Origin of the sequence: Enterococcus sp. LX10 (genome assembly GCF_023539285.1) — a bacterium.
In the GTDB taxonomy this organism is placed as follows: domain Bacteria; phylum Bacillota; class Bacilli; order Lactobacillales; family Enterococcaceae; genus Enterococcus; species Enterococcus faecalis.
In genome coordinates, this window is the sequence record NZ_CP092784.1 from 1,778,031 (window position 1) to 1,797,158 (window position 19,128).

The following is a 19,128-nucleotide window of genomic DNA, read 5'->3' on the forward strand; positions in this document are numbered from 1 at the left end:
TTTTCTCTAAATTCCGAGAATAGAAAAAGAGTTTAAAGAAAATTCCCTGAGGTTTTTCTTTAAACTCATGCGTTTCAAATAACTTTCCGTTTGCAGAATTTTGTTTTGCCAAAATGATTGGATATTGTGGTAAACTCAGCTTTATTTTCAAAAGTAACTGCATGATGATTTTCTAGTAATGCTAAACCGAAGTATTGTTGTAAATCTTCATCGCATTCTTCACACCAGCGTTCTTCCCCATCATTCCAGAAAGCCGTTAAATAATTAGGCTTTGTGTTGACGTATGTATAATTCTGAGAAAGTTTTTGCCAAACTTCCACATAATATGTCTCTGCATCGGTCAAGTTATCGAAGGTTTTTTCTTGAACAATGTCCTCTTGCCAATCATCAAAAAACCACCAAGGTTCATTGTCGCCATACATTGTAATTACTTGATACATTGAACCGCTCCTTTTTTTGCTACTGTAGGTATCATAGTCACTTTCTGAAAAAGTTGCAAGGATTTGGTTTCGGACTGAGAAATTTTTGAAATTTATTTTATCCTGCTACTTCTAAAGAAGCAATAAAATCTTCAATCATGCGACGATAACTTTCTTCCGGCGTGGCTTCTTCGCGTTGAAAATAACCTAAAAAACGTAAGGTAATATAGCCATGGATTAAGCTACGTAATTCTCGGCTTTTATGCAGTCGTTCTTCATTATTAAATGGATAAAAAGCTAAAAGTTGTAAGATAATTTGATTGGTTTCATGGATGCCTTCAATTAATTGTTGGTTTTGCGTTTTCGGCACACTGATAAGTAATTCATAGACTGCAGAATTTTCAAAAGCAAATTGTTGGTACGTTTCAGCATATATCCGAATTGCTTCTGCGCCACTCTTACCCACTAAGGCTCGTCGCAATGCATCATTTAATTCTTGAATTAACAAGTCCACTAGAGCATTTTTTACTTCAGCAATATTTTTAAAGTGATTATAGAGTGAAGGATACTTGATGCCTAAATCAACGGCTAAATTTTGAAAGGTTAATTGTTGAACGCCCAATTCTTCCGCTAGGTTGCGGGCACTTTCAAGGATTTTGGCTTTCGTTAAATTCCGTTTTTTTGCCATCTTTCTGACGCCTCCAATTCTTAAATTTTGGACAAGTATTAGTTTATCATATCTATTGACTCTTTTTAAACTATAAATTATAGTTTATAATAATAATTTGTAAACATCATTTTTGAAAGAAGGCTGTTTGGCATGCATATTACCAACCGTTCTCATTTGGCCGATCGTTATGGCAAACGAACCAGTGCAGAATTTTTATTACACGAACGTCCTATTTTATCTTTTCCTATTTCTTTAGCGGCCATTCCTAAAGAAGCCCGCTATTTATCCTGGGAATTAATTGATTATGACACGATTCCTCTAATCGGTTTCCCTTTTATTCATTGGTTAGCTGCCAATGTTCCTGTAACCAATGAGATTCCTGAAGACTTTAGTCGAACAGCACTCAAGCCTACCATTCAAGGAAAAAATAGTCTTGCTTCTCCTTTGGGGAAACAGATGATTCCTGCGCTTGCCACTGAAACGTTACCTGAGTTAACCGAACGTTATCTGGGGTTAAGTCCTCGCTCTGGTGTGCACACCTATACGTTATATGTATACGCTACAAAAAATCCACTAAATTTAAAAGAAGGCTTTTTTGCGAATGAATTGCATAAAGCATTGAATGATCAACGACTCGCCAAAGCCAAATTTGAATTTCTTTACTAGAAAGTGAGGAAATAGAATGTATGAATTAATTAAAAGTAAAATTTTCCGTCCAAGACAACCTTGGGAAAAAAATCTGCTTGTTTTATGGTTTGGCACATTTATGGCTGGTATTGGCTTTAGCTTAGTGATGCCATTCATGCCTCTTTATATCAACACATTAGGTACTTTTACCCACCAACAATTGAATTTTTGGAGCGGAATCACGTTCTCCTCCACTTTTTTAGTCACGACCATTGTTTCTCCTTGGTGGGGCCGTTTAGCCGACCGAAAAGGACGCAAGTTAATGTTATTACGCGCTTCATTAGGGATGGCTATCGTCATTAGTTTAATGGGCGCAGTCACAAGTGTTTATCAATTGATTGGCTTACGCTTATTACAAGGTGTTTTTTCTGGTTATATCAGTAATGCGACTGCGTTAGTTGCTACAGGCACACCTAAGGAAAAAAGCGGCCAAGTGCTTGGTACTTTAGCCACTGGTTCTGTTACCGGCACGTTGCTTGGTCCTCTTTTGGGCGGTGTCACTGCGTCTATTTTCGGTTATCGGCCAACCTTTTTTATTACTGGTACGATTTTATTACTCGTTTTTGTTTTGAGTCTCGTCTTTGTCCATGAAGAGTTTGTGCCAATTGAAAAAAATCAAGCCGCATCTGGGAAACAAATTTTAAAAAAACTAGAACATCCCCACGTGATTCTTGGAATGTTTATTACGACATTAATCATTCAAGCTTCCAATAATTCAATTAGTCCCATCATCAGTTTATATATTCAACAATTGTTGGGCGGTCACGGAAATGTCACCTTAATCAGCGGAGTCATTGCTTCTATTCCAGGGATTGCAACGTTAATAGCCGCCCCTCGTTTCGGCCGGTTAGGCGATCGTATTGGCAGTGAACGCATCTTGACAATTGGCTTAATTTTAGCCATTTTCGTTTATCTACCAATGGCCTTTGTTCAAAATGTCTGGCAGCTTGCCATGCTTCGTTTCTTAGTTGGGATTTCCGATGCCTGTTTACTACCAGCTGTTCAAACGTTGATCACTCGTTATTCCCCAAGTGACGCTGCAGGTCGTATTTTCAGTTACAATCAATCTTTCCAAGCGACAGGAAATGTGATTGGTCCTATGATTGGTTCAAGCGTATCTGCCGCTTTCGGTTATCGTGGGGTCTTTATTTCCACTTCTTGTCTGGTTCTCATTAACCTTCTATGGGTTCGTCGAAGCACCGCCGAATTAAAAAAAGAGAAAAATGATGACTAAGTTATACACAGAAAAGTTATCCACAATTTGAATTTTTAATTTTTCTCTTTTTCTTATTTTAAAAAAAATAGGCATATAAAACAAAAAAGAAAAGCGGATATTTACTGGTTTTATGACCAGCATATCCGCTTTTCTTTTGGTTAACTTCATCCTTTTTGTTTCACAACTCGTGAAACTTTTTAGACGTATTGTAGTTCTTTTTCATCTTGGTAGGCGCGATCAATTAAGCCGCCCCCTAAGCATTCCATCCCATCATAAAAAACAACAGCTTGACCTGGAGTGACTGCGCGCGCTGGTTCCTTAAACGTAACGGTTGCTTTTGTGCCATCTTCAGATAAGGAAACATGCACTGGAATATCTGCTTGACGATAACGGAATTTAGCCGTACAGTCAAACTCTTTTGGCATTGGCGTATCAACAGTAAAATGAACCTCACTAGCTTCTAAATGTGTTGCATATAGTTTTTCATGGTGAAATCCTTGTCCCACATATAATGTATTGGTAGTTAAATCTTTCCCAATCACAAACCATGGTTCTTGTGTTTTACCGCCGCCACCAATTCCTAAGCCTTGGCGTTGACCGATAGTATAATACATCAGACCATCATGTTGTCCTTTGATTTCGCCATCTTCTGTCACCATGTTGCCTTTTTTAGCTGGTAAATAATTACTCAAAAATTCTTTGAAATTCTTTTCACCAATAAAACAAACGCCCGTTGAGTCTTTTTTCTTGGCTGTGGCTAATCCAGCACGTTCAGCAATTGCACGAACTTCTGATTTTTCCATACCCCCCAATGGAAACATTGTTTTTGCCAATTGGGCTTGTGATAATTGGCTTAAAAAATAGGTTTGGTCTTTATTATTGTCAATTCCACGTAACATATGCACTACGCCATTTTCATCCGTTTCTACTTGCGCATAGTGGCCAGTTGCAACATAGTCAGCGCCTAGTTGCATAGCATAATCTAGGAATGCTTTAAATTTAATTTCTTTATTACACATGACATCTGGATTTGGTGTCCGTCCTAACCGATATTCTGCTAAAAAATATTCAAACACACGGTCCCAATATTCTTTTTCAAAATTGACCGAATAATACGGAATCCCAATTTGATCCGCTACTTTTGCGACATCTTTATAATCCTCAGTTGCGGTACAGACACCATTTTCGTCTGTATCATCCCAATTTTTCATAAAGATCCCAATTACATCATAGCCTTGCTCTTTTAAAAGCAACGCTGTGACAGATGAATCGACACCGCCACTCATGCCTACCACGACACGCGTTTTGCTGTTATCTGCCATTTTATCACCATCATTTCAATTAGATTCTGAAATCATCCACGATTTGAAGGTCGTAACTTTTCAGTGCTTTTCATTATACTATTTTTTTGAAATAAGTAAAGCAAGCCGGGCGTATAATGAGAAAATACTTGGAACAAAGGCACAGCGAACAAGCTATTGCTTTCAAATAAACAGAAAACCTGAAGGAACAAGCTACTTTCACTTGTTTCTTCAGGTTTCTCTAAATTATTCTACTTTCTCTAATACACCACGACTAATTAAGCCATCCATTAAGAAAAAGTATTTTTCTTTACTCATTTCATGTTGTTCATTCTTGAAAATATTCATTGGTTTTAAACCATTTGCCGTTGTAATGGACATTTTCAACTCTTTTAGATCAGCAGTGATCGTAATTTTCAATTTGAAGCCTTCATTTCTCTGAGGCGTTGGATCTAAGGAACGAATCAATTGAAAGTTCCCTGATTTTGTTTCAGTAAAGCCGTTATCTTTTAATGTATAGCGTTTTGCACTAGGATGTACTTTGTAAAAAACTGTTGAGCCTTCAACAGCAGCCGTTGTTGTAAATGCCATGGGTTCCACCTCGTTATTTTCATTGTTATCTTCATTATAGCGAAAACCTGTAGCTGCCGCAATCAGATTATTTTTTCAATTGTTGAATCACTGCAACTAGTACTTCAGAAAAAGTCGCAATTTCTTCTGGTGTGTTCCCGTAGCCAAAACTAATCCGGATTGATTCTTTAATAGCTGAGGAATTTTCTCCATACATCGCTGTCAACACGTGCGAAGGATCCACAGTTCCCGCTGTACAAGCCGAGCCTGTTGAAATCGCAATACCTCTTAAGTCCAAATGCATTAAGAGCAAATCACTGGGAATTCCTTTTAAATGAAGATTTAAGACATGCGCTAAACGATTGGTTGGTTCACCATTAATTGAAAAATCAATATTGGCTTCTTCTAACGCTTTTAAAATAATCGTTTGAAAACTTTGATAAGCTGTTTTTCTTGCTTGCTTTTCTGTAGAAGTTAGTAATGAAACGGCAGTACCCATGCCAATAATTCCAGCTAAGTTTTCCGTGCCCGCACGTCGTTTTTCTTCTTGTTCCCCACCATGTAAAAGAGGTGGTAATTGGATTGCATCGCTTTTAAATAAAAAACCTACGCCTTTTGGACCATTGATTTTATGAGCGGAAATACTTAATAAGTCGATCCCTAATTCATGAGGTAAAATGACTTCACTTCCATAAGCTTGGACGGCATCTGTATGAAAAATCGCCGAATGATTTTTAAGAATTGCACCAACTTCAGCAATTGGTAATCGATTTCCAATTTCATTATTGCCATACATCATTGAAACCAAGATCGTTTCTTCGCGTAAAGACTTTTTGAATTGATCCATTGAAATCTGACCATTTTCATTCACAGGCAAGTAAGTCACTTCAAAGCCTAACGTTTCTAAGTATTCCATCGTTCGTAATACAGCGGGATGTTCAATTGCCGTAGTAATAATATGTTTTCCTTCCTTTTGACGAGAAAAAGCAACTGCCAAGATGGCTGTGTTATCCCCTTCTGTGCCACCACTATTAAAAATAATTTCGTGGGGTTTGGCTTGTAAGCTCTCGGCAATCGTTTGACGCACTTCTTCCAGAAGACCGTGTGCCTTTCGTCCAAACTGATGAATACTTGATGGATTGCCAAAAGTCGTTTGCATATTTTCAGTCATCGCTTGAATGACCGTTGGATGAAGCGGTGTTGTTGCCGCATGATCTAAATAAATGGGTTCCAAATGACTCGTCCCTTTCCTTATGTTCTGGCGTTATTCTAGCATAAAAAGCTTAAAACACAAAATCAGAATACTTTCTCTTCTATTTATAAAAGAGATAAGAAAAATAGGTCCAACACTGTTAAAGTTGTTAGACCTATTTCTAGTTTAAGGAATCACTTATTCTCCTTTTGGTTCTAAACGGAATAATGGACTCATTGGTTTATTTTCATGAATACGAAGTAACGCTTCCCCCATTAACTCAGCGCAAGAAATAATATTCAAGGTTGCTGGTTGGCGGTCTGCTGTCGTATAAACAGAGTCAGTAATACTAATTTCCTTAATTGGCGCATTTTCTAAGGTTGCTTTTGCGCCTTCTGATAACAAACCATGCGAGGCGCAAGCATACACTTCTTGCGCACCATTTTTCATTAAAACTTCCGCCGCTGTGGCTAACGTTTGACCAGTATTCAAAATGTCATCAACAAGAATACATTTTTTCCCAGCGACATTCCCAATAACGTAACCTTCTTGACGCACCCCATCAATCTCTTCATGGTCGACAATTGCTAAGGTCGCATCTAAGTACTCCGATAAACTACGTGCACGTTGAACGCCACTGTTTTTAGGCGAAACAATCACAATTTCTTCCCCTACTAATGCTTGTTGACGATAATAATGAGCAAACAAAGGCATTGTAAATAAATTATCTACTGGGATATCAAAAAATCCTTGGACTTGAACAGTATGCAAGTCTAATGTCAACAAACGTGTTGCGCCTGCCTCTACCAACATATTAGCAACTAATTTCGCAGTAATGGGTTCTCTTGGTTTCGCTGTGCGGTCTTGGCGAGCATAACCATAGTAAGGCAAAATAACATTAATTGTTTTTGCGCTAGCACGTTTTAATGCATCAATTAAAATAAGCAGTTCCATCAAATGATCATTTACAGGGGCATTCGTTGCTTGGATGATGTAGACATGATCGCCACGAATACTTTCTTCAATATTAATTTGAATTTCGCCATCACTAAATTGGCGCACGGTGCTTTTTCCTAATTCTGTTCCTACTGATGCTGCGATTTTTTCAGCAAGTGGTCGATTTGCATTTAAACTGAAGATGCGTAAGGTGTCATCTTGATAGTTTTCGGTCATGATATCCTCCGTCAATATAAAATAATAGTCGTTTTCATTCATATTCTACCATTTTTTGTCATAAAAATCATGGGATCCTCCTTAATTTATTGAAAGAAACGGTTTTCTTTGTGAAAAAAGCGCTTGTATTTAGGTGCGCCTAAAAATTATTTGCATTTTCTTAAACTATCCCTTATACTGATTTTAAGGCAAACCTAAAAAGGAGGAATTTCATGAGAAAAAGCTTTAACTTAGCTGTTCAAGCGTTAACCGTTCAATATCAAGGACGGACCGCTTTAAATAATATCCACGTTACTATTCCCTCCGGTAAAATTACTGGAATTATCGGACCAAATGGTGCTGGAAAGTCAACATTTATTAAAGGGTTATTAGGCTTGATTAAAACAAAGGAACGTGATGTTTTGTTAAATAATCAAGCGATTGACCAACAAAAAACAACCATTGCCTATGTAGAACAACGTAGCGCCTTGGATCTTAGTTTCCCAATTAGCGTTTTTGAAACGGTCTTGCTAGGAACCTATCCAAACTTGGGACTATTAAAACGCCCAGGAAAGAAAGAAAAGCAAGCAGCCATGGCTGCATTAAAAATGGTGCAATTAGAAGACTATGCGCAACGCCAGATTGGCGAACTTTCTGGTGGCCAATTACAACGTGTGTTTATCGCCCGTGTTTTGGCCCAAGGTGCTGAGGTGATTTTTTTAGATGAACCTTTCGTCGGCATTGATATGTCTAGTGAAAAAGTGATTATGGATATTCTCAAATCATTAAAAAGTCAAGGTAAAATGATTATCATTGTTCACCATGATTTGCACAAAGTATCCCACTATTTTGATGAATTAATCGTTTTGAAAAACCGGCTAATTGCTGCGGGTCCTGTTGAACAAACGTTTACTGCAGAAACGCTCCAAGAAGCATACGGTGATTTGTTAGGTGATTTATTAATACAGGGGGTTGCAAAATGATTGCTGCATTTATTGATGGTTTATTCCGTTATCAATTTTTACAAAATGCCCTTTTGACGTCTGTAATTGTCGGACTCATTTCAGGGGTAATTGGTTCATTCATTATTTTACGTGGGATGTCTTTGATGGGTGATGCGATTTCCCATGCTGTTTTACCAGGGGTCGCTGTTTCTTATATGTTTGGTTTCAATTATATTTTTGGCGCTTCTATTTTTGGCTTACTAGCTGCATTATCGATCGGCTTTATTACCCAAAAAAGTCCACTAAAAAATGATACTGCCATTGGTGTTGTCTTTAGTTCTTTTTTTGCTTTAGGGATTATTTTTATCTCTTTTGCAAAAAGTTCCACCGATTTATATCATATTCTGTTTGGAAATGTATTAGCGGTCGCAGATACCGATATTTTAATTACTTGTGTCGTCGGCGTGATTGTTTTGATTTTTGTGGCATTGTTTTATAAAGAGTTGCAACTCACTTCTTTTGATCCCACAATGGCTCAGGCCTATGGTTTAAATATTCAATTTTTCCACTATGCATTGATGTTTTTACTAACATTAGTCGCTGTTTCTTCTTTGCAAACCGTCGGAACTATTTTAGTCATTGCCATGCTGATTACGCCAGCGGCAACAGCTTATCTATTAACAAATCACTTACCGACAATGATTGGCTTAGCCTCTACTTTTGGGATTTTAAGTTCAGTGATTGGCCTATTCTTTAGTTATTCTTATAACTTAGCTTCTGGTGCGACGATTGTTTTAACCGCCGCCTTATTCTTTTTATTGGCTTTCTTTTTCTCACCAAAGAAAGGCCTAGTATTTGTAAACCGTCAGAAAGAAATGGAGGAATCAACGAATGAAAAAATTTAGTTTATTTTTTTTAACACTTTTAGCAGGGTTAACGTTAGCTGCTTGCGGGAATCAAGCCGCTGAAAAGAAAGAAAAATTAGCAATTGTGACAACGAACTCGATCTTATCCGATTTAGTGAAAAATGTTGGGCAAGACAAAATTGAGCTGCATAGTATTGTGCCAATCGGGACAGACCCTCACGAATATGAACCGTTACCAGAAGACATTGCGAAAGCTTCTGAAGCGGACATTTTATTCTTTAACGGCTTGAACTTAGAAACAGGCGGAAATGGCTGGTTTAACAAATTAATGAAAACGGCCAAAAAAGTTGAGAATAAAGATTACTTTTCTACAAGCAAAAATGTTACGCCACAATATTTAACAAGTGCCGGTCAAGAACAAACAGAAGATCCACATGCTTGGTTAGACATTGAAAATGGCATTAAATATGTAGAAAACATTCGTGACGTGTTAGTAGAAAAAGATCCAAAAAATAAAGATTTCTATACAGAAAACGCGAAAAATTATACCGAAAAACTTAGCAAATTACATGAGGAAGCCAAAGCTAAATTTGCTGATATTCCTGATGATAAAAAATTATTAGTTACAAGTGAAGGTGCCTTTAAATATTTCTCCAAAGCTTATGATTTAAATGCCGCTTATATTTGGGAAATTAACACAGAAAGTCAAGGAACACCTGAACAAATGACCACGATTATTGATACCATTAAGAAATCAAAAGCACCTGTGTTATTTGTTGAAACCAGTGTCGATAAACGTAGTATGGAACGGGTCTCAAAAGAAGTGAAACGACCAATTTACGATACACTTTTCACAGACTCTCTTGCCAAAGAAGGAACAGAAGGCGATACGTACTACAGCATGATGAACTGGAATTTAACAAAAATCCATGATGGCTTAATGAGTAAATAAATAATAAAGAAGAAAGAACCAAGTTGACTCCCCCTCAACTTGGTTCTTTCTTCTTTATTTAACTAATTCCTCAATATCAATTACTCGATCCACAATTTTCTCATAAAAATCTGCTTCATGGGAAACCAGAAAAACCGTTCCTGGGTAAACGTGAATTGCTTCTTGTAAACTTTTTTTGGCCGCTTCATCAATATGATTGGTTGGCTCATCTAAAAATAACAAATTACTTGTTTGCATCATTAGTTCCGCTAGTTTTACTTTTGTTTGCTCACCACCACTTAACAGGGCTAACGACTGCATTGCTAACTTATCTGGTAAACCTGCTCTAGCCAAATGACTTCTTCGCTCTTTAATCGTTGTATCTGGAAAACGATCTGATAAATAGTCTAGCGGCGTTAACTGCTCATTAGGCCACGCCAAGTCTTGGGTAAAATAAGCAATTTTTGTATTCAGCGGATAATGAAATTCTCCATCTAATGAAGGAATCACTTTCGTCAACGTTTTAATTAATGTTGATTTGCCAATCCCATTAAAGCCTTTCAATGCGACTTTTTCACCGACATGAACCATTAAATCTAACGGTTCTAACAAAGGTTCCCGATAGCCGACAACTAACTTCTGGGTCGTTAGTGCTTGCGTTGCAACTAACCCTTGATAAGGAAATTCAATCGCTGGCTTAGTCAAGGAACCTGGCGGAGTCAATCGTTCCAACCGGTCCAATTGTTTTTGTCGACTTTTAGCCATCGTTGCTCGATTTCCAGCTTTGTATTTACGAATATAGGCTTCCATTTTTTCAATTTTTTCTTGTTGGGCCTGATACTGTTTCAAATAGGTTTGTTTATTCTGCTCTTTTTGTGCAAAAGATTTTTCTACATTTCCAGTATATTTGGTTAATTTGCCAAACTCAATGTCTGCGATGCAATTCGTCACTTCATTTAAAAATTGATAATCATGGGAGACTAATAGAAAGCTTCCTTCAAAATTATTCAGATAGCGAATAAGCCATTGAATATGTGTATCATCTAAATAGTTGGTGGGTTCATCTAAAAGTAACACATCAGGGGCCTCTAACAATAATTTTGCTAAAATCACTTTTGAACGTTGACCACCGCTTAGCTCCCCTAACTTTTTATCCAAACCAATTGCTTGTAGTCCTAACCCATTGGTTAAATCCTGAATAATCGTGTCGATTTGATAAAAATTACTTTCATCTAAATCTGTTTGTAATTTGCCTGCTTGTTCTAAAAGTTTTTCCGAAGCCGTTTGACTGTATTCTTCATAAAGTTTTGCCAGTTTCGCCTCTTTATCAAAAAGTTCTTGAAAGGCTTGTTTCAAAAAATCAACCATCGTTAGTGATTGTTCTACAGAAACGTGCTGATCCAAGTACCCAATCTTACAATTTTTTTGCCACTGAATCGTTCCTTCGTCTGGCAATACTTCCCCCGTTAAAATTTTAATTAAGGTGGATTTGCCGACCCCATTTTGGCCAGTTAAGCCTAAATGATCCCCTTTATTCACTTGCAATGAAGCCTCTTCATACAAGACCTTTTCGCCAAATCGATGCGTTAAATGTTCAATAGTTAAAATACTCATTTTCGTCACTTCTTTCTTGTTAACTGATTATTTTGGGACAACAAAAAAAGAACCACGTCTGCACGTCGTCCATCCTGACAGAAATCCCGACAACCGCTTGTACGTACACTCAAATAAGACTAGCTTTTCTAGTCACAAAATGTCCTATCAAGCGATGAAGAAATTAATTGCTCGGCTCCACAACAGTGCTTCATCTGTTCTTAAACTATCGGGAGCTACTTTTCTTGTTAATTTATCAGTTAAAACAAAAAACATGTGAATCACCTTTCTTATGCTTGTATTCTACCATAGAATGACAAGAAAGCAAGCCACGTTAGTTTATAACGAAAGGAGCCCACAAACCATCATTTTGTCGGCTCCCTATCCCTATTATTCTGATAAATAGTTTAATGCATAGCGTACGTGGTACTCTGCTGCTAAAAGTAAGGCACGTTCATCAATATCAAATTGTTCATGATGGTGTCCAAAATGAGTAGCAGGATTTTCAGGGTTTCGTGAACCGACCCGTCCATAGATACCAGGAATTACCGCTAAGTAATCAGCAAAATCATCCGCCCCTAAACTTTTAGGATGATCGGTCACAACATTTTCAAAACCAACAATCTCACTGGCTACCTGCTGTGCACGGTTGGTTGCTTGTTCTTCATTAATTAATGGATTCGCTGCCGCATAAACAGAAAAATCAGCAATTTCTGTGCGATGAGACTGGGCAATTTCATGGGCAATTTCTTCGACTCGTTGTAAAACAAATTGGCGCGTTTCCTGACTAAATGTTCGAACAGTGCCTTCAATGGTTGCATGGTTTGCTACAATATTATAGCGTGTTCCTGCTTGTAAAACGCCAATTCCTACTACGACAGAATCTAAAGGATCAATCTCGCGCGCTACAATTTTTTGTAATTCCACAACGATACTGGCCGCTGCTAAAACAGCATCCCGGCCATTCTGTGGTTGGGCGACGTGACTACTTTGACCACTGACTTCAATTTTAAAAATATCACAAGAGGCGTTGGTGGCGCCTTTGGTAGCAACTAATCTTCCGACTGGCACACTGGAATCTAAATGAATCCCAAACACTTGGTCGATTGCTTCTAAATAATTTCCTTCCACAAATTGTCGAGCGCCTGCACCAATTTCTTCAGCTGGCTGGAAGGCCAGTTTAACCGTTCCTGAAAAGGTATCCTGATGTTTTTTGAGCACTTTAGCTGCACCTAGCAATGCTGCCGCATGACCATCGTGTCCACAAGCATGATTGAGTCCTGGATTTTTAGAAGCATAGGCAGCGCCTGTTGCATCTGGCAATTCCAACGCATCAATATCTGAACGTAACAAAATCGTTTTGCCAGCGCCAAGACCTCCTTCAATGGTTGCTAAAACACCCGTTTCCCCTACTTCTACAAAAGGAATAGCTAAGGCTAGTAGTTCTTCTTTAATTCGTTTAATCGTTTCATATTCTTTTAAACTTGCTTCAGGGTATTGATGAAAATGACGTCTTAAATGGATTATCCATTCCTTTTCCGTAGCAATAGCTTCTTGGATTGTTTGAATCGTTGTTATACTCATTATAAATACCTCCTTTATTTTTTACCAAATGTTTCCCAGGCTGGAACATTGGCGCCCTTTGATGTTTCTGCAATGACCTTTTTCGTTTCTTCTTGTTGATATTCTTCTACAACTTTTTGATAAAGTTTATTCTCTTGATCTTCTTCTCGAGCCACGACAATGTTCACATAAGGTTTCGCTTTTTCGTTTACCGGTTCTAAGAAAATAGCATCTTTATCTGGTGTATACCCAGCATCGACAGCCATGCCGCTATTAATCACTGAAGCATCGACATCTTGTAAAGCACGCGCTGTTTGCGTAGCATCTAATTCAGTTATTTTCAATTGGCGTTTATTTTCAGTAATATCACTGACAGTCGGTAGTTGCTGTTTCGCAGGATCAACTTTTATCAGTCCCGCAGTTTGTAATAAAATTAACGCCCGCCCGCCATTCGTTGGGTCATTAGGAATAGCAATTTCTCCGCCGTCTTTAATTTTCGTGATATCTTTCAATTTATTAGCGTAAATTCCCAATGGTGCATTGACTGTATTGCCAATTGATACTAATTTCGTCCCATGCTCTTTATTGTAATTGTCTAAAAAGATTTGATGCTGAAAGGCATTTAAATCAATTTCTTTTTCTGCTAATGCTGCATTTGGTTGCGTATAGTCTGTAAATTCTACCAATTGTAGATCAATATTTTTCTTTTTCAAACGGTCTTTGACCGATTCCCATTCATCATTTTTTGTTCCTACAACCCCTAGTTTAACGGTTTCTGTCTTAGTATCCTTCGCAGACCCCGATGCACAACCTGCAATCGTAAAAGCTAATACCCCAATAAGTCCAATTAATTTACTCAATTTTTTCATTTGTCATTTCTCCTTTTTCTAATGTGATGTTTTTTTGATTAATTGATTACTAATGGCTTGACTGATAAATACCATAATTAAAATAATTAACGTGGCCATAAATGTCACATCGGTTTGAAACCGATTGTAGCCTCGAGTAATCGCTAAGTTGCCCAGACCACCTGCCCCAATAGCTCCTGCCATGGCTGTTAATCCAATTAAATTAATAATTGTCACTGCTGAAACACGAATAATACTTGGTAACCCTTCAATTAGATAAACCCGAAAAATAATCCCTAAGGGACTCGTCCCCATAGCTTCTGCCGCTTCGATAACGCCAGGATCCACTTCTAATAACGCATTTTCAATTTGGCGCGCGAAGAACGGGATTACGCCAATAACTAATGGGACTAACGCTGCGGTTGTACCAATTGTTGTTCCTGCCAAAATTCGTGTTAATGGTTGAATCAGTGCGAGCATAATGATGAAAGGAATAGAACGGCAAACATTAATAATTTTTTCTAAGATACTATACAGGGGTGGATTTTTCAAAACACCACTGGGGCCAGTACTGACAAGCACGACACCCAATAAGACTCCTAACACGCCAGCAATCAAGGCTGTCCAAAAAACCATGTATACTGTTTCCCATGTACTTTGAAGAAACTCTTGTTTTAATTGGACAACATTCGGAAAATATTTCTCAAATAATTGATACATTCTCAGTTCACTCCTTTTTTAAATCACCTGTAAATTCTGCTTTTGCTTCGTTTGCTGATAGGTTTTCAAAACATTGGTTCGCACGCCTTGTTTCGCTAAATAAGTAAGGGCTTGTTGACGCTGGGCCTCATCACCAGAAAGCACCACAATTAAATGGCCAATAGGAACGTTTTGAACAATTTCGACATTGCCATATAGGATATTCGTATACACCTGATATTGGCTATACAATTGTGCAATTAATGGCTCGTTCGTTTGATCTCCCACATAAGAAAATTCAATTAATTCTTGATTTTTATCTAAATTAGCTAATTTAGGATGTTCAAGAATCGTGGTTAATGCTTGATCAATATGAGTTGCTGTCCGAATAAAATCTTTGGTTAAAGGTTGTTGGGGTTGACTAAAAATCGAAACAATATCGTTTGATTCGACAACGCAGCCATTTTCCATCACCGCAACTTTATTACAAATTTCTTTAACCACTTGCATTTCATGGGTGATTAAGACAATCGTCAAGTTCAGTTCTTGATTTAACTTTTTTAACAAAGCTAAAATCTGTCCTGTTGTTTTTGGATCTAACGCACTCGTCGCTTCATCACAAAGTAAAATTTCAGGATCATTTGCTAAAGCGCGGGCAATCGCAACCCGCTGTTTTTGCCCTCCTGATAGTTGACTGGGGTAAGCGTCCCGTTTTTCACTTAGTCCAACTAGCTCTAATAAGTGGCTGATTTTTTGACGCCGCTCAGTTTTACTTAGCCCAGAATATTTTAATGAAAAATCGATATTACTAAATATGGTCCGCTCTTTCATCAAATTAAAATGTTGAAAAATCATTCCAATCTTTTTTCGTTGTTGTCGTAATTCCTTTTTAGAAAAAGTTAAAATATTTTCTTTGTTAATAATAACGGTGCCCGCTGTTGGTCGTTGCAATAAATTAATTACCCGTACTAACGTACTTTTTCCAGCACCGGAATACCCAACGATTCCGTAGATATCCCCTTTATCAATTGTCAAAGAAACATCTTGGACAGCCTGAATTTCTTGTTTTTTTTGTTGAAATGTCACACTGATATTTTTTAGTTCAATCATTCTTTATCCCCCTTCATTCTTACCAACCTGCATTTTTTCATAAAAAAGAAAAAAGCATCCTCAACGACACAACTCGAGTTGTATCGTTGAGGACGCTTTTTTGCGTGTTACCACCTCATGTTCAGAATTTGCTCACACAAATTCCCTTTTCAAGTACGGAACAATATGTTCGATACCCTAGCTCGATAACGGGAGCCCCCGTCGCCGCCTTGTGTTTAACACTCGGAGCGCTTGCTCAATAGCCATTTTCCAAAACGTCTTTGTCACCTATTCTCAGCTACCTAGGCTCTCTGTTAGACAAATAAAGTCTTGTACTTACTATATCACTGCTTTTTTATTTCTATTCATTCTAAACTGATTTTCGTTTATTTTCAAAATCAAACAGACTAGAGTTAATGTTCTCTTCGAACATCTTGTACTGTTCATCACTTACAAAGGCCATACTGCGTCGAGTAACCGCAGACATCATCTACTCTGTCGCTTCGCGCCAGTCGTAGTGCTCAACAGGATTTGACTGTGACGAGAATCACAGCCTTGGCGAGAATCGTAGGAACACTTTCGTGCAAATGACACAACTTGCCCTTCGGTCACCTTGTACTGTTCATCATCTACTCTGTCGCTTCGCGCCAGACGTAGTGATTCACAGCAAAAAGCCCTTCACTAGCATTTTGCTAGTAAAGGGCGAATGATTCGCGGTACCACCTTTTTTCGAAATATAACTGATTCTTTATATCTCATCTCTTATCCAAGTCTTTATTAACTTGGTGCACATGGTAACGGGTGCTTAGCCGAAATTGCTTACTTATCAGCAATTTATTCTCAGAGGCCATCTTCAACTTTTCTGAACCTTGTCCCTTTTCACCAATCAGGACTCTCTTTTGAAGGTCATCAAAATTTACTCTTCTCTTCAACGAATGAATAGTTATCTGTGATGTTGATTTACACTTTACTAGAGAAAAAAGAGATTGTCAACAGTTTTTCTCAGAAAAAAATCATTTTTCTTTTTTTACGAAAGAGCAATTGACAAACTTTCGTCTATACGTTATTCTATTTCTTGTGCACGAGATTTGTACGATTTTTCAAAAGGAACTTTGACGATTACTCGTCGCAGTGTAACCTTTGAAAGTGAACTCTATGGGTTTCACTTCGTTGCAATCCTCGAGTTAGTTTAGCCTTTGAAAGTGCCGCCTTAGCTCAGTTGGTAGAGCACCACCATGGTAAGGTGGGGGTCGCCGGTTCAAGCCCGGCAGGTGGCTTTTTGGTAAAATCCCAACTCTTTAATAAAGAGTTGGGATTTTTTGTTTTGCCTATCCTTAGTGTTCTGTCAAGATGAGAAAATAACAAAAGCAATTTCTTCATTCCACTCGTTATGGTATATTTTAATTGTTAAATAATTATTGGAGTGGAGTACAATGATGAAACAATTACCTACAGAATCAAAAAAATTTGATTTAAAAAATTGGTGTATTGAAAATAAAGCCTATCTTCTATTGATCATTTTAATTTATCAAGTGGCAATTTTATCCATCGGCATTATCAATTTCCCTTACTTAGATGATAATGCTCGCCAAGTCGCTGGAATGACAGATTTTGGTACGACTTACGCACGTTGGGGCAGTGAATTTCTCTCATGGTTTGTTCAAGGAAGTCGTCATTTGACAGATCTGGGCTTGACCACACCGATTCTGACAGGTCTTATCTTATCTCTCACAAGCATACTAGCTATTTATATCATCAATGACCAAAAAATTAGCTGGGGTTCCTCTTTAGTAGCTACTTTAATTGGCCTCAATCCTTGGTTCCTCCAATGTCTTAGTTTCAGGTTTGATAGTCCCTATATGGCATTGAGTATTTTTTGTTCGTTTCTTCCTTTTTATTGGTGGCTGTGTAATTCTTTTACGTTTTTCTTGGTTTCTTTCTTTTCACTGTTTGTTATGTTTAATACTTACCAAGCCTCGTCAGGAATTTATATAGTTATCGTCTTATTCCTTACTTTCAAGCAGTTACTTGCTGGGGAAAATTTCATTGCTCTTTGTAAAAAAGTCGCACTTGCTGCTATCGCTTATCTACTTTCTATAGTCAGCTACCTTATCGAGTTAAAATTTGTACCTTCCGCAACAAACAACATTGGAGGCAGTCAGGCCTTACCAAGTTTGCACGATATTCCCAGTGTGGCTTATCAAAATAGTTACCATTATTTTTCAGAGCTATTGAACCAAAGTAATCGTTTATGGCTTTTATTACTGCTCCTACTGCTTGTTTTATTTTTTATTAGTCATCTATCAAATAGCAAAATCAGCTTGGGCTTAAGTTTCCTTTATTGTATCTTGTATTTAGGACTTGCTTCTCTCTTAAGTTTTGGTATTTTTATTGTCTATTCAAGAAATATCGCAGGTGATGCGCCTCGCTATATTTACGGATTTGCTGTTTTCGTTACAATCAGCATGTTAAGTTTATTTAACAATCGACAAGTGAAAGCAATTTATCTAACTTCGTTACTTGTGGCCAGCTTGTTTTCTTATTATATTTTATCGTTTGTTTTGGTGTATTCTTCCACATTAAACTATCAAAAAGAAGCATTCAATCGCCAAGCAGCTGTTTTAACAGATGATTTAAAAAATGTTGTAACAAACGAACGAAAAAAAGTTTATTTAAATACGTTTTTCAAAAATTCAACTGTTTATGCTAATACAAGTCGAAACTACCCAATTCTTTCAAAAATTGTGCCACCAAATGACGGTCTATACTTCCCTAATTACGTTTGGTTCAATACTTCATCGAATTTAGGAGTAGAGATGGCACCACTGATCGATACGGATATGTCTAAAAATCAAAAAGTAGTAAGTAATCACTTTTATGACATTTATACAAACAACAAAGAAATATTTGTGTTTATGAAATAATTTGTTCCATCCAAAAACACTTCTTTTGCAATAAACGTGACTGTATGGTTTGATTAAGATGGATTAAGTATTCTTTTCGGGTAAAGCTAGTACTTCCTGAAACTTGTTTATTTCCCATTTTTCTTATGAAGTAACAAAATTTTTGAGAAAAAACAGCTCGTTTTCTATGTTATGATAGAGAAGTGAAAATCACCAGAAAGGTTGTTGCGGACTATGAGAACTCGTCAGAAAAAATTATTTTTATTTTCAATGATTTTGTGGTTAGTTGAATTTTTAATTACACGGATTTCTGATTCTTTTCCAGGAGCAACGCCATTGTTCGTTGTGATTTGCTTGATTCAAGGAATTCTTTTTACTTATTTCTGTCTTGCTTTTTTCTATTATCCGCAATAATCAGTCAAGAAAAGCAATTAGAGCAGATTCAGCAAATTTCTGAAACCGAAAAAATGGCACGTCCTCGCTTT

At 37.4% G+C, this 19,128-nt stretch carries 18 protein-coding genes, 1 tRNA gene and 2 other annotated features; of the genes, 8 read left to right on the top strand and 11 right to left on the bottom strand.

Annotation, left to right across the window (positions count from 1 at the left end; all coding sequences use genetic code 11):
* Window positions 1-74 precede the first annotated feature (74 nt).
* Complete coding sequence (locus MKZ30_RS08465) at window positions 75-440, bottom strand: DUF1033 family protein (RefSeq protein WP_002356966.1); 366 nt, start codon at window positions 438-440, stop codon at window positions 75-77.
* A 97-nt stretch (window positions 441-537) separates the two neighbouring features.
* Window positions 538-1,107, bottom strand: a complete 570-nt coding sequence (locus tag MKZ30_RS08470; RefSeq protein WP_002356965.1) for a TetR/AcrR family transcriptional regulator — start codon at window positions 1,105-1,107, stop codon at window positions 538-540.
* A 132-nt stretch (window positions 1,108-1,239) separates the two neighbouring features.
* Here MKZ30_RS08470 and MKZ30_RS08475 point away from each other — a divergent pair, with 132 nt between their 5' ends.
* Window positions 1,240-1,755, top strand: a complete 516-nt coding sequence (locus MKZ30_RS08475; protein WP_002419713.1) for a YbhB/YbcL family Raf kinase inhibitor-like protein — start codon at window positions 1,240-1,242, stop codon at window positions 1,753-1,755.
* Between the two features lie 16 nt (window positions 1,756-1,771).
* The gene (locus tag MKZ30_RS08480) at window positions 1,772-3,010 is read left to right on the top strand and encodes a multidrug efflux MFS transporter (protein ID WP_002356962.1); all 1,239 of its coding nucleotides are present in this window, start codon (window positions 1,772-1,774) and stop codon (window positions 3,008-3,010) included.
* 179 nt (window positions 3,011-3,189) lie between these two features.
* Here MKZ30_RS08480 and mnmA read toward each other — a convergent pair whose 3' ends face one another.
* The 4 genes from mnmA to MKZ30_RS08500 all read right to left on the bottom strand — a co-directional run bounded on the left by mnmA (window position 3,190) and on the right by MKZ30_RS08500 (window position 7,228).
* Complete coding sequence (mnmA, locus tag MKZ30_RS08485) at window positions 3,190-4,314, bottom strand: tRNA 2-thiouridine(34) synthase MnmA (RefSeq protein WP_002362075.1); 1,125 nt, start codon at window positions 4,312-4,314, stop codon at window positions 3,190-3,192.
* Between the two features lie 225 nt (window positions 4,315-4,539).
* Window positions 4,540-4,884, bottom strand: coding sequence for a DUF1831 domain-containing protein (locus MKZ30_RS08490; protein WP_002356959.1), 345 nt, complete (start codon window positions 4,882-4,884; stop codon window positions 4,540-4,542).
* Between the two features lie 67 nt (window positions 4,885-4,951).
* On the bottom strand, window positions 4,952-6,097 hold the full coding sequence (locus MKZ30_RS08495) for a cysteine desulfurase family protein (protein WP_002366913.1): 1,146 nt from the start codon (window positions 6,095-6,097) through the stop codon (window positions 4,952-4,954).
* Between the two features lie 156 nt (window positions 6,098-6,253).
* Window positions 6,254-7,228 carry a ribose-phosphate diphosphokinase gene (locus tag MKZ30_RS08500; RefSeq protein ID WP_002362076.1) on the bottom strand — a complete coding sequence of 325 codons (975 nt, stop codon included), beginning with the start codon at window positions 7,226-7,228 and terminating at the stop codon, window positions 6,254-6,256.
* Between the two features lie 212 nt (window positions 7,229-7,440).
* Between MKZ30_RS08500 and MKZ30_RS08505 the strand changes: the two genes are divergently transcribed.
* The 3 genes from MKZ30_RS08505 to efaA are packed head-to-tail and all read left to right on the top strand — an operon-like array spanning window position 7,441 to window position 9,969.
* Window positions 7,441-8,190 (top strand): metal ABC transporter ATP-binding protein, encoded by a 750-nt coding sequence (locus tag MKZ30_RS08505; protein WP_002425953.1) that lies wholly within the window; start codon window positions 7,441-7,443, stop codon window positions 8,188-8,190.
* Window positions 8,187-9,056 (top strand): metal ABC transporter permease, encoded by an 870-nt coding sequence (locus MKZ30_RS08510; protein WP_002377030.1) that lies wholly within the window; start codon window positions 8,187-8,189, stop codon window positions 9,054-9,056. Before MKZ30_RS08505 ends, MKZ30_RS08510 begins: the two co-directional genes overlap by 4 nt.
* A complete protein-coding gene (gene efaA, locus MKZ30_RS08515; protein WP_002356954.1) occupies window positions 9,043-9,969 on the top strand; it encodes an Mn/Fe ABC transporter substrate-binding lipoprotein EfaA in 927 nt (308 codons plus the stop codon). Before MKZ30_RS08510 ends, efaA begins: the two co-directional genes overlap by 14 nt.
* A 54-nt stretch (window positions 9,970-10,023) precedes the next feature.
* Here the strand turns inward: efaA and MKZ30_RS08520 are convergent, their stop codons facing one another.
* The 5 genes from MKZ30_RS08520 to MKZ30_RS08540 form a co-directional block, all read right to left on the bottom strand.
* Window positions 10,024-11,562: an ABC-F family ATP-binding cassette domain-containing protein gene (locus tag MKZ30_RS08520; protein ID WP_033600877.1), complete on the bottom strand. Its 1,539-nt coding sequence runs from the start codon at window positions 11,560-11,562 to the stop codon at window positions 10,024-10,026.
* Window positions 11,563-11,931: 369 nt separating this feature from the next.
* Entirely contained in the window at window positions 11,932-13,125 is a 1,194-nt protein-coding gene (locus MKZ30_RS08525; RefSeq protein WP_033600875.1) for an amidohydrolase, read from the bottom strand.
* 14 nt (window positions 13,126-13,139) lie between these two features.
* Window positions 13,140-13,973: a MetQ/NlpA family ABC transporter substrate-binding protein gene (locus tag MKZ30_RS08530; RefSeq protein ID WP_010715331.1), complete on the bottom strand. Its 834-nt coding sequence runs from the start codon at window positions 13,971-13,973 to the stop codon at window positions 13,140-13,142.
* An 18-nt stretch (window positions 13,974-13,991) separates the two neighbouring features.
* Window positions 13,992-14,672 (bottom strand): methionine ABC transporter permease, encoded by a 681-nt coding sequence (locus tag MKZ30_RS08535; RefSeq protein WP_002381703.1) that lies wholly within the window; start codon window positions 14,670-14,672, stop codon window positions 13,992-13,994.
* A gap of 18 nt (window positions 14,673-14,690) precedes the next feature.
* Window positions 14,691-15,761, bottom strand: a complete 1,071-nt coding sequence (locus tag MKZ30_RS08540; RefSeq protein WP_033600874.1) for a methionine ABC transporter ATP-binding protein — start codon at window positions 15,759-15,761, stop codon at window positions 14,691-14,693.
* An 85-nt stretch (window positions 15,762-15,846) separates the two neighbouring features.
* Window positions 15,847-16,097 (bottom strand) — a binding site (T-box leader).
* A 338-nt stretch (window positions 16,098-16,435) separates the two neighbouring features.
* Window positions 16,436-16,681: a binding site (T-box leader), on the bottom strand.
* A gap of 263 nt (window positions 16,682-16,944) precedes the next feature.
* On the opposite strand from MKZ30_RS08540, the gene MKZ30_RS08545 reads away from it, so the two are divergent.
* The 3 genes from MKZ30_RS08545 (at window position 16,945) to MKZ30_RS08555 (ending at window position 19,057) form a co-directional block, all read left to right on the top strand.
* Window positions 16,945-17,017, top strand: a tRNA-Thr gene (locus MKZ30_RS08545).
* Window positions 17,018-17,173: 156 nt separating this feature from the next.
* The gene (locus MKZ30_RS08550) at window positions 17,174-18,664 is read left to right on the top strand and encodes a glucosyltransferase domain-containing protein (protein ID WP_033600869.1); all 1,491 of its coding nucleotides are present in this window, start codon (window positions 17,174-17,176) and stop codon (window positions 18,662-18,664) included.
* A gap of 213 nt (window positions 18,665-18,877) precedes the next feature.
* Window positions 18,878-19,057, top strand: coding sequence for a hypothetical protein (locus MKZ30_RS08555; RefSeq protein WP_002383739.1), 180 nt, complete (start codon window positions 18,878-18,880; stop codon window positions 19,055-19,057).
* Window positions 19,058-19,128: the final 71 nt, after the last annotated feature.

Bases quoted from the DNA above. Each gene is read 5' to 3' on its own strand.
- MKZ30_RS08465 (WP_002356966.1), bottom strand. From the start codon at position 440: ATGTATCAAGTAATTACAATGTATGGCGACAATGAACCTTGGTGGTTT.
- MKZ30_RS08470 (WP_002356965.1), bottom strand. From the start codon at position 1,107: ATGGCAAAAAAACGGAATTTAACGAAAGCCAAAATCCTTGAAAGTGCC.
- MKZ30_RS08475 (WP_002419713.1), top strand. From the start codon at position 1,240: ATGCATATTACCAACCGTTCTCATTTGGCCGATCGTTATGGCAAACGA.
- MKZ30_RS08480 (WP_002356962.1), top strand. From the start codon at position 1,772: ATGTATGAATTAATTAAAAGTAAAATTTTCCGTCCAAGACAACCTTGG.
- mnmA (WP_002362075.1), bottom strand. From the start codon at position 4,314: ATGGCAGATAACAGCAAAACGCGTGTCGTGGTAGGCATGAGTGGCGGT.
- MKZ30_RS08490 (WP_002356959.1), bottom strand. From the start codon at position 4,884: ATGGCATTTACAACAACGGCTGCTGTTGAAGGCTCAACAGTTTTTTAC.
- MKZ30_RS08500 (WP_002362076.1), bottom strand. From the start codon at position 7,228: ATGACCGAAAACTATCAAGATGACACCTTACGCATCTTCAGTTTAAAT.
- MKZ30_RS08505 (WP_002425953.1), top strand. From the start codon at position 7,441: ATGAGAAAAAGCTTTAACTTAGCTGTTCAAGCGTTAACCGTTCAATAT.
- MKZ30_RS08510 (WP_002377030.1), top strand. From the start codon at position 8,187: ATGATTGCTGCATTTATTGATGGTTTATTCCGTTATCAATTTTTACAA.
- efaA (WP_002356954.1), top strand. From the start codon at position 9,043: ATGAAAAAATTTAGTTTATTTTTTTTAACACTTTTAGCAGGGTTAACG.
- MKZ30_RS08520 (WP_033600877.1), bottom strand. From the start codon at position 11,562: ATGAGTATTTTAACTATTGAACATTTAACGCATCGATTTGGCGAAAAG.
- MKZ30_RS08525 (WP_033600875.1), bottom strand. From the start codon at position 13,125: ATGAGTATAACAACGATTCAAACAATCCAAGAAGCTATTGCTACGGAA.
- MKZ30_RS08530 (WP_010715331.1), bottom strand. From the start codon at position 13,973: ATGAAAAAATTGAGTAAATTAATTGGACTTATTGGGGTATTAGCTTTT.
- MKZ30_RS08535 (WP_002381703.1), bottom strand. From the start codon at position 14,672: ATGTATCAATTATTTGAGAAATATTTTCCGAATGTTGTCCAATTAAAA.
- MKZ30_RS08540 (WP_033600874.1), bottom strand. From the start codon at position 15,761: ATGATTGAACTAAAAAATATCAGTGTGACATTTCAACAAAAAAAACAA.
- MKZ30_RS08550 (WP_033600869.1), top strand. From the start codon at position 17,174: ATGATGAAACAATTACCTACAGAATCAAAAAAATTTGATTTAAAAAAT.
- MKZ30_RS08555 (WP_002383739.1), top strand. From the start codon at position 18,878: ATGAGAACTCGTCAGAAAAAATTATTTTTATTTTCAATGATTTTGTGG.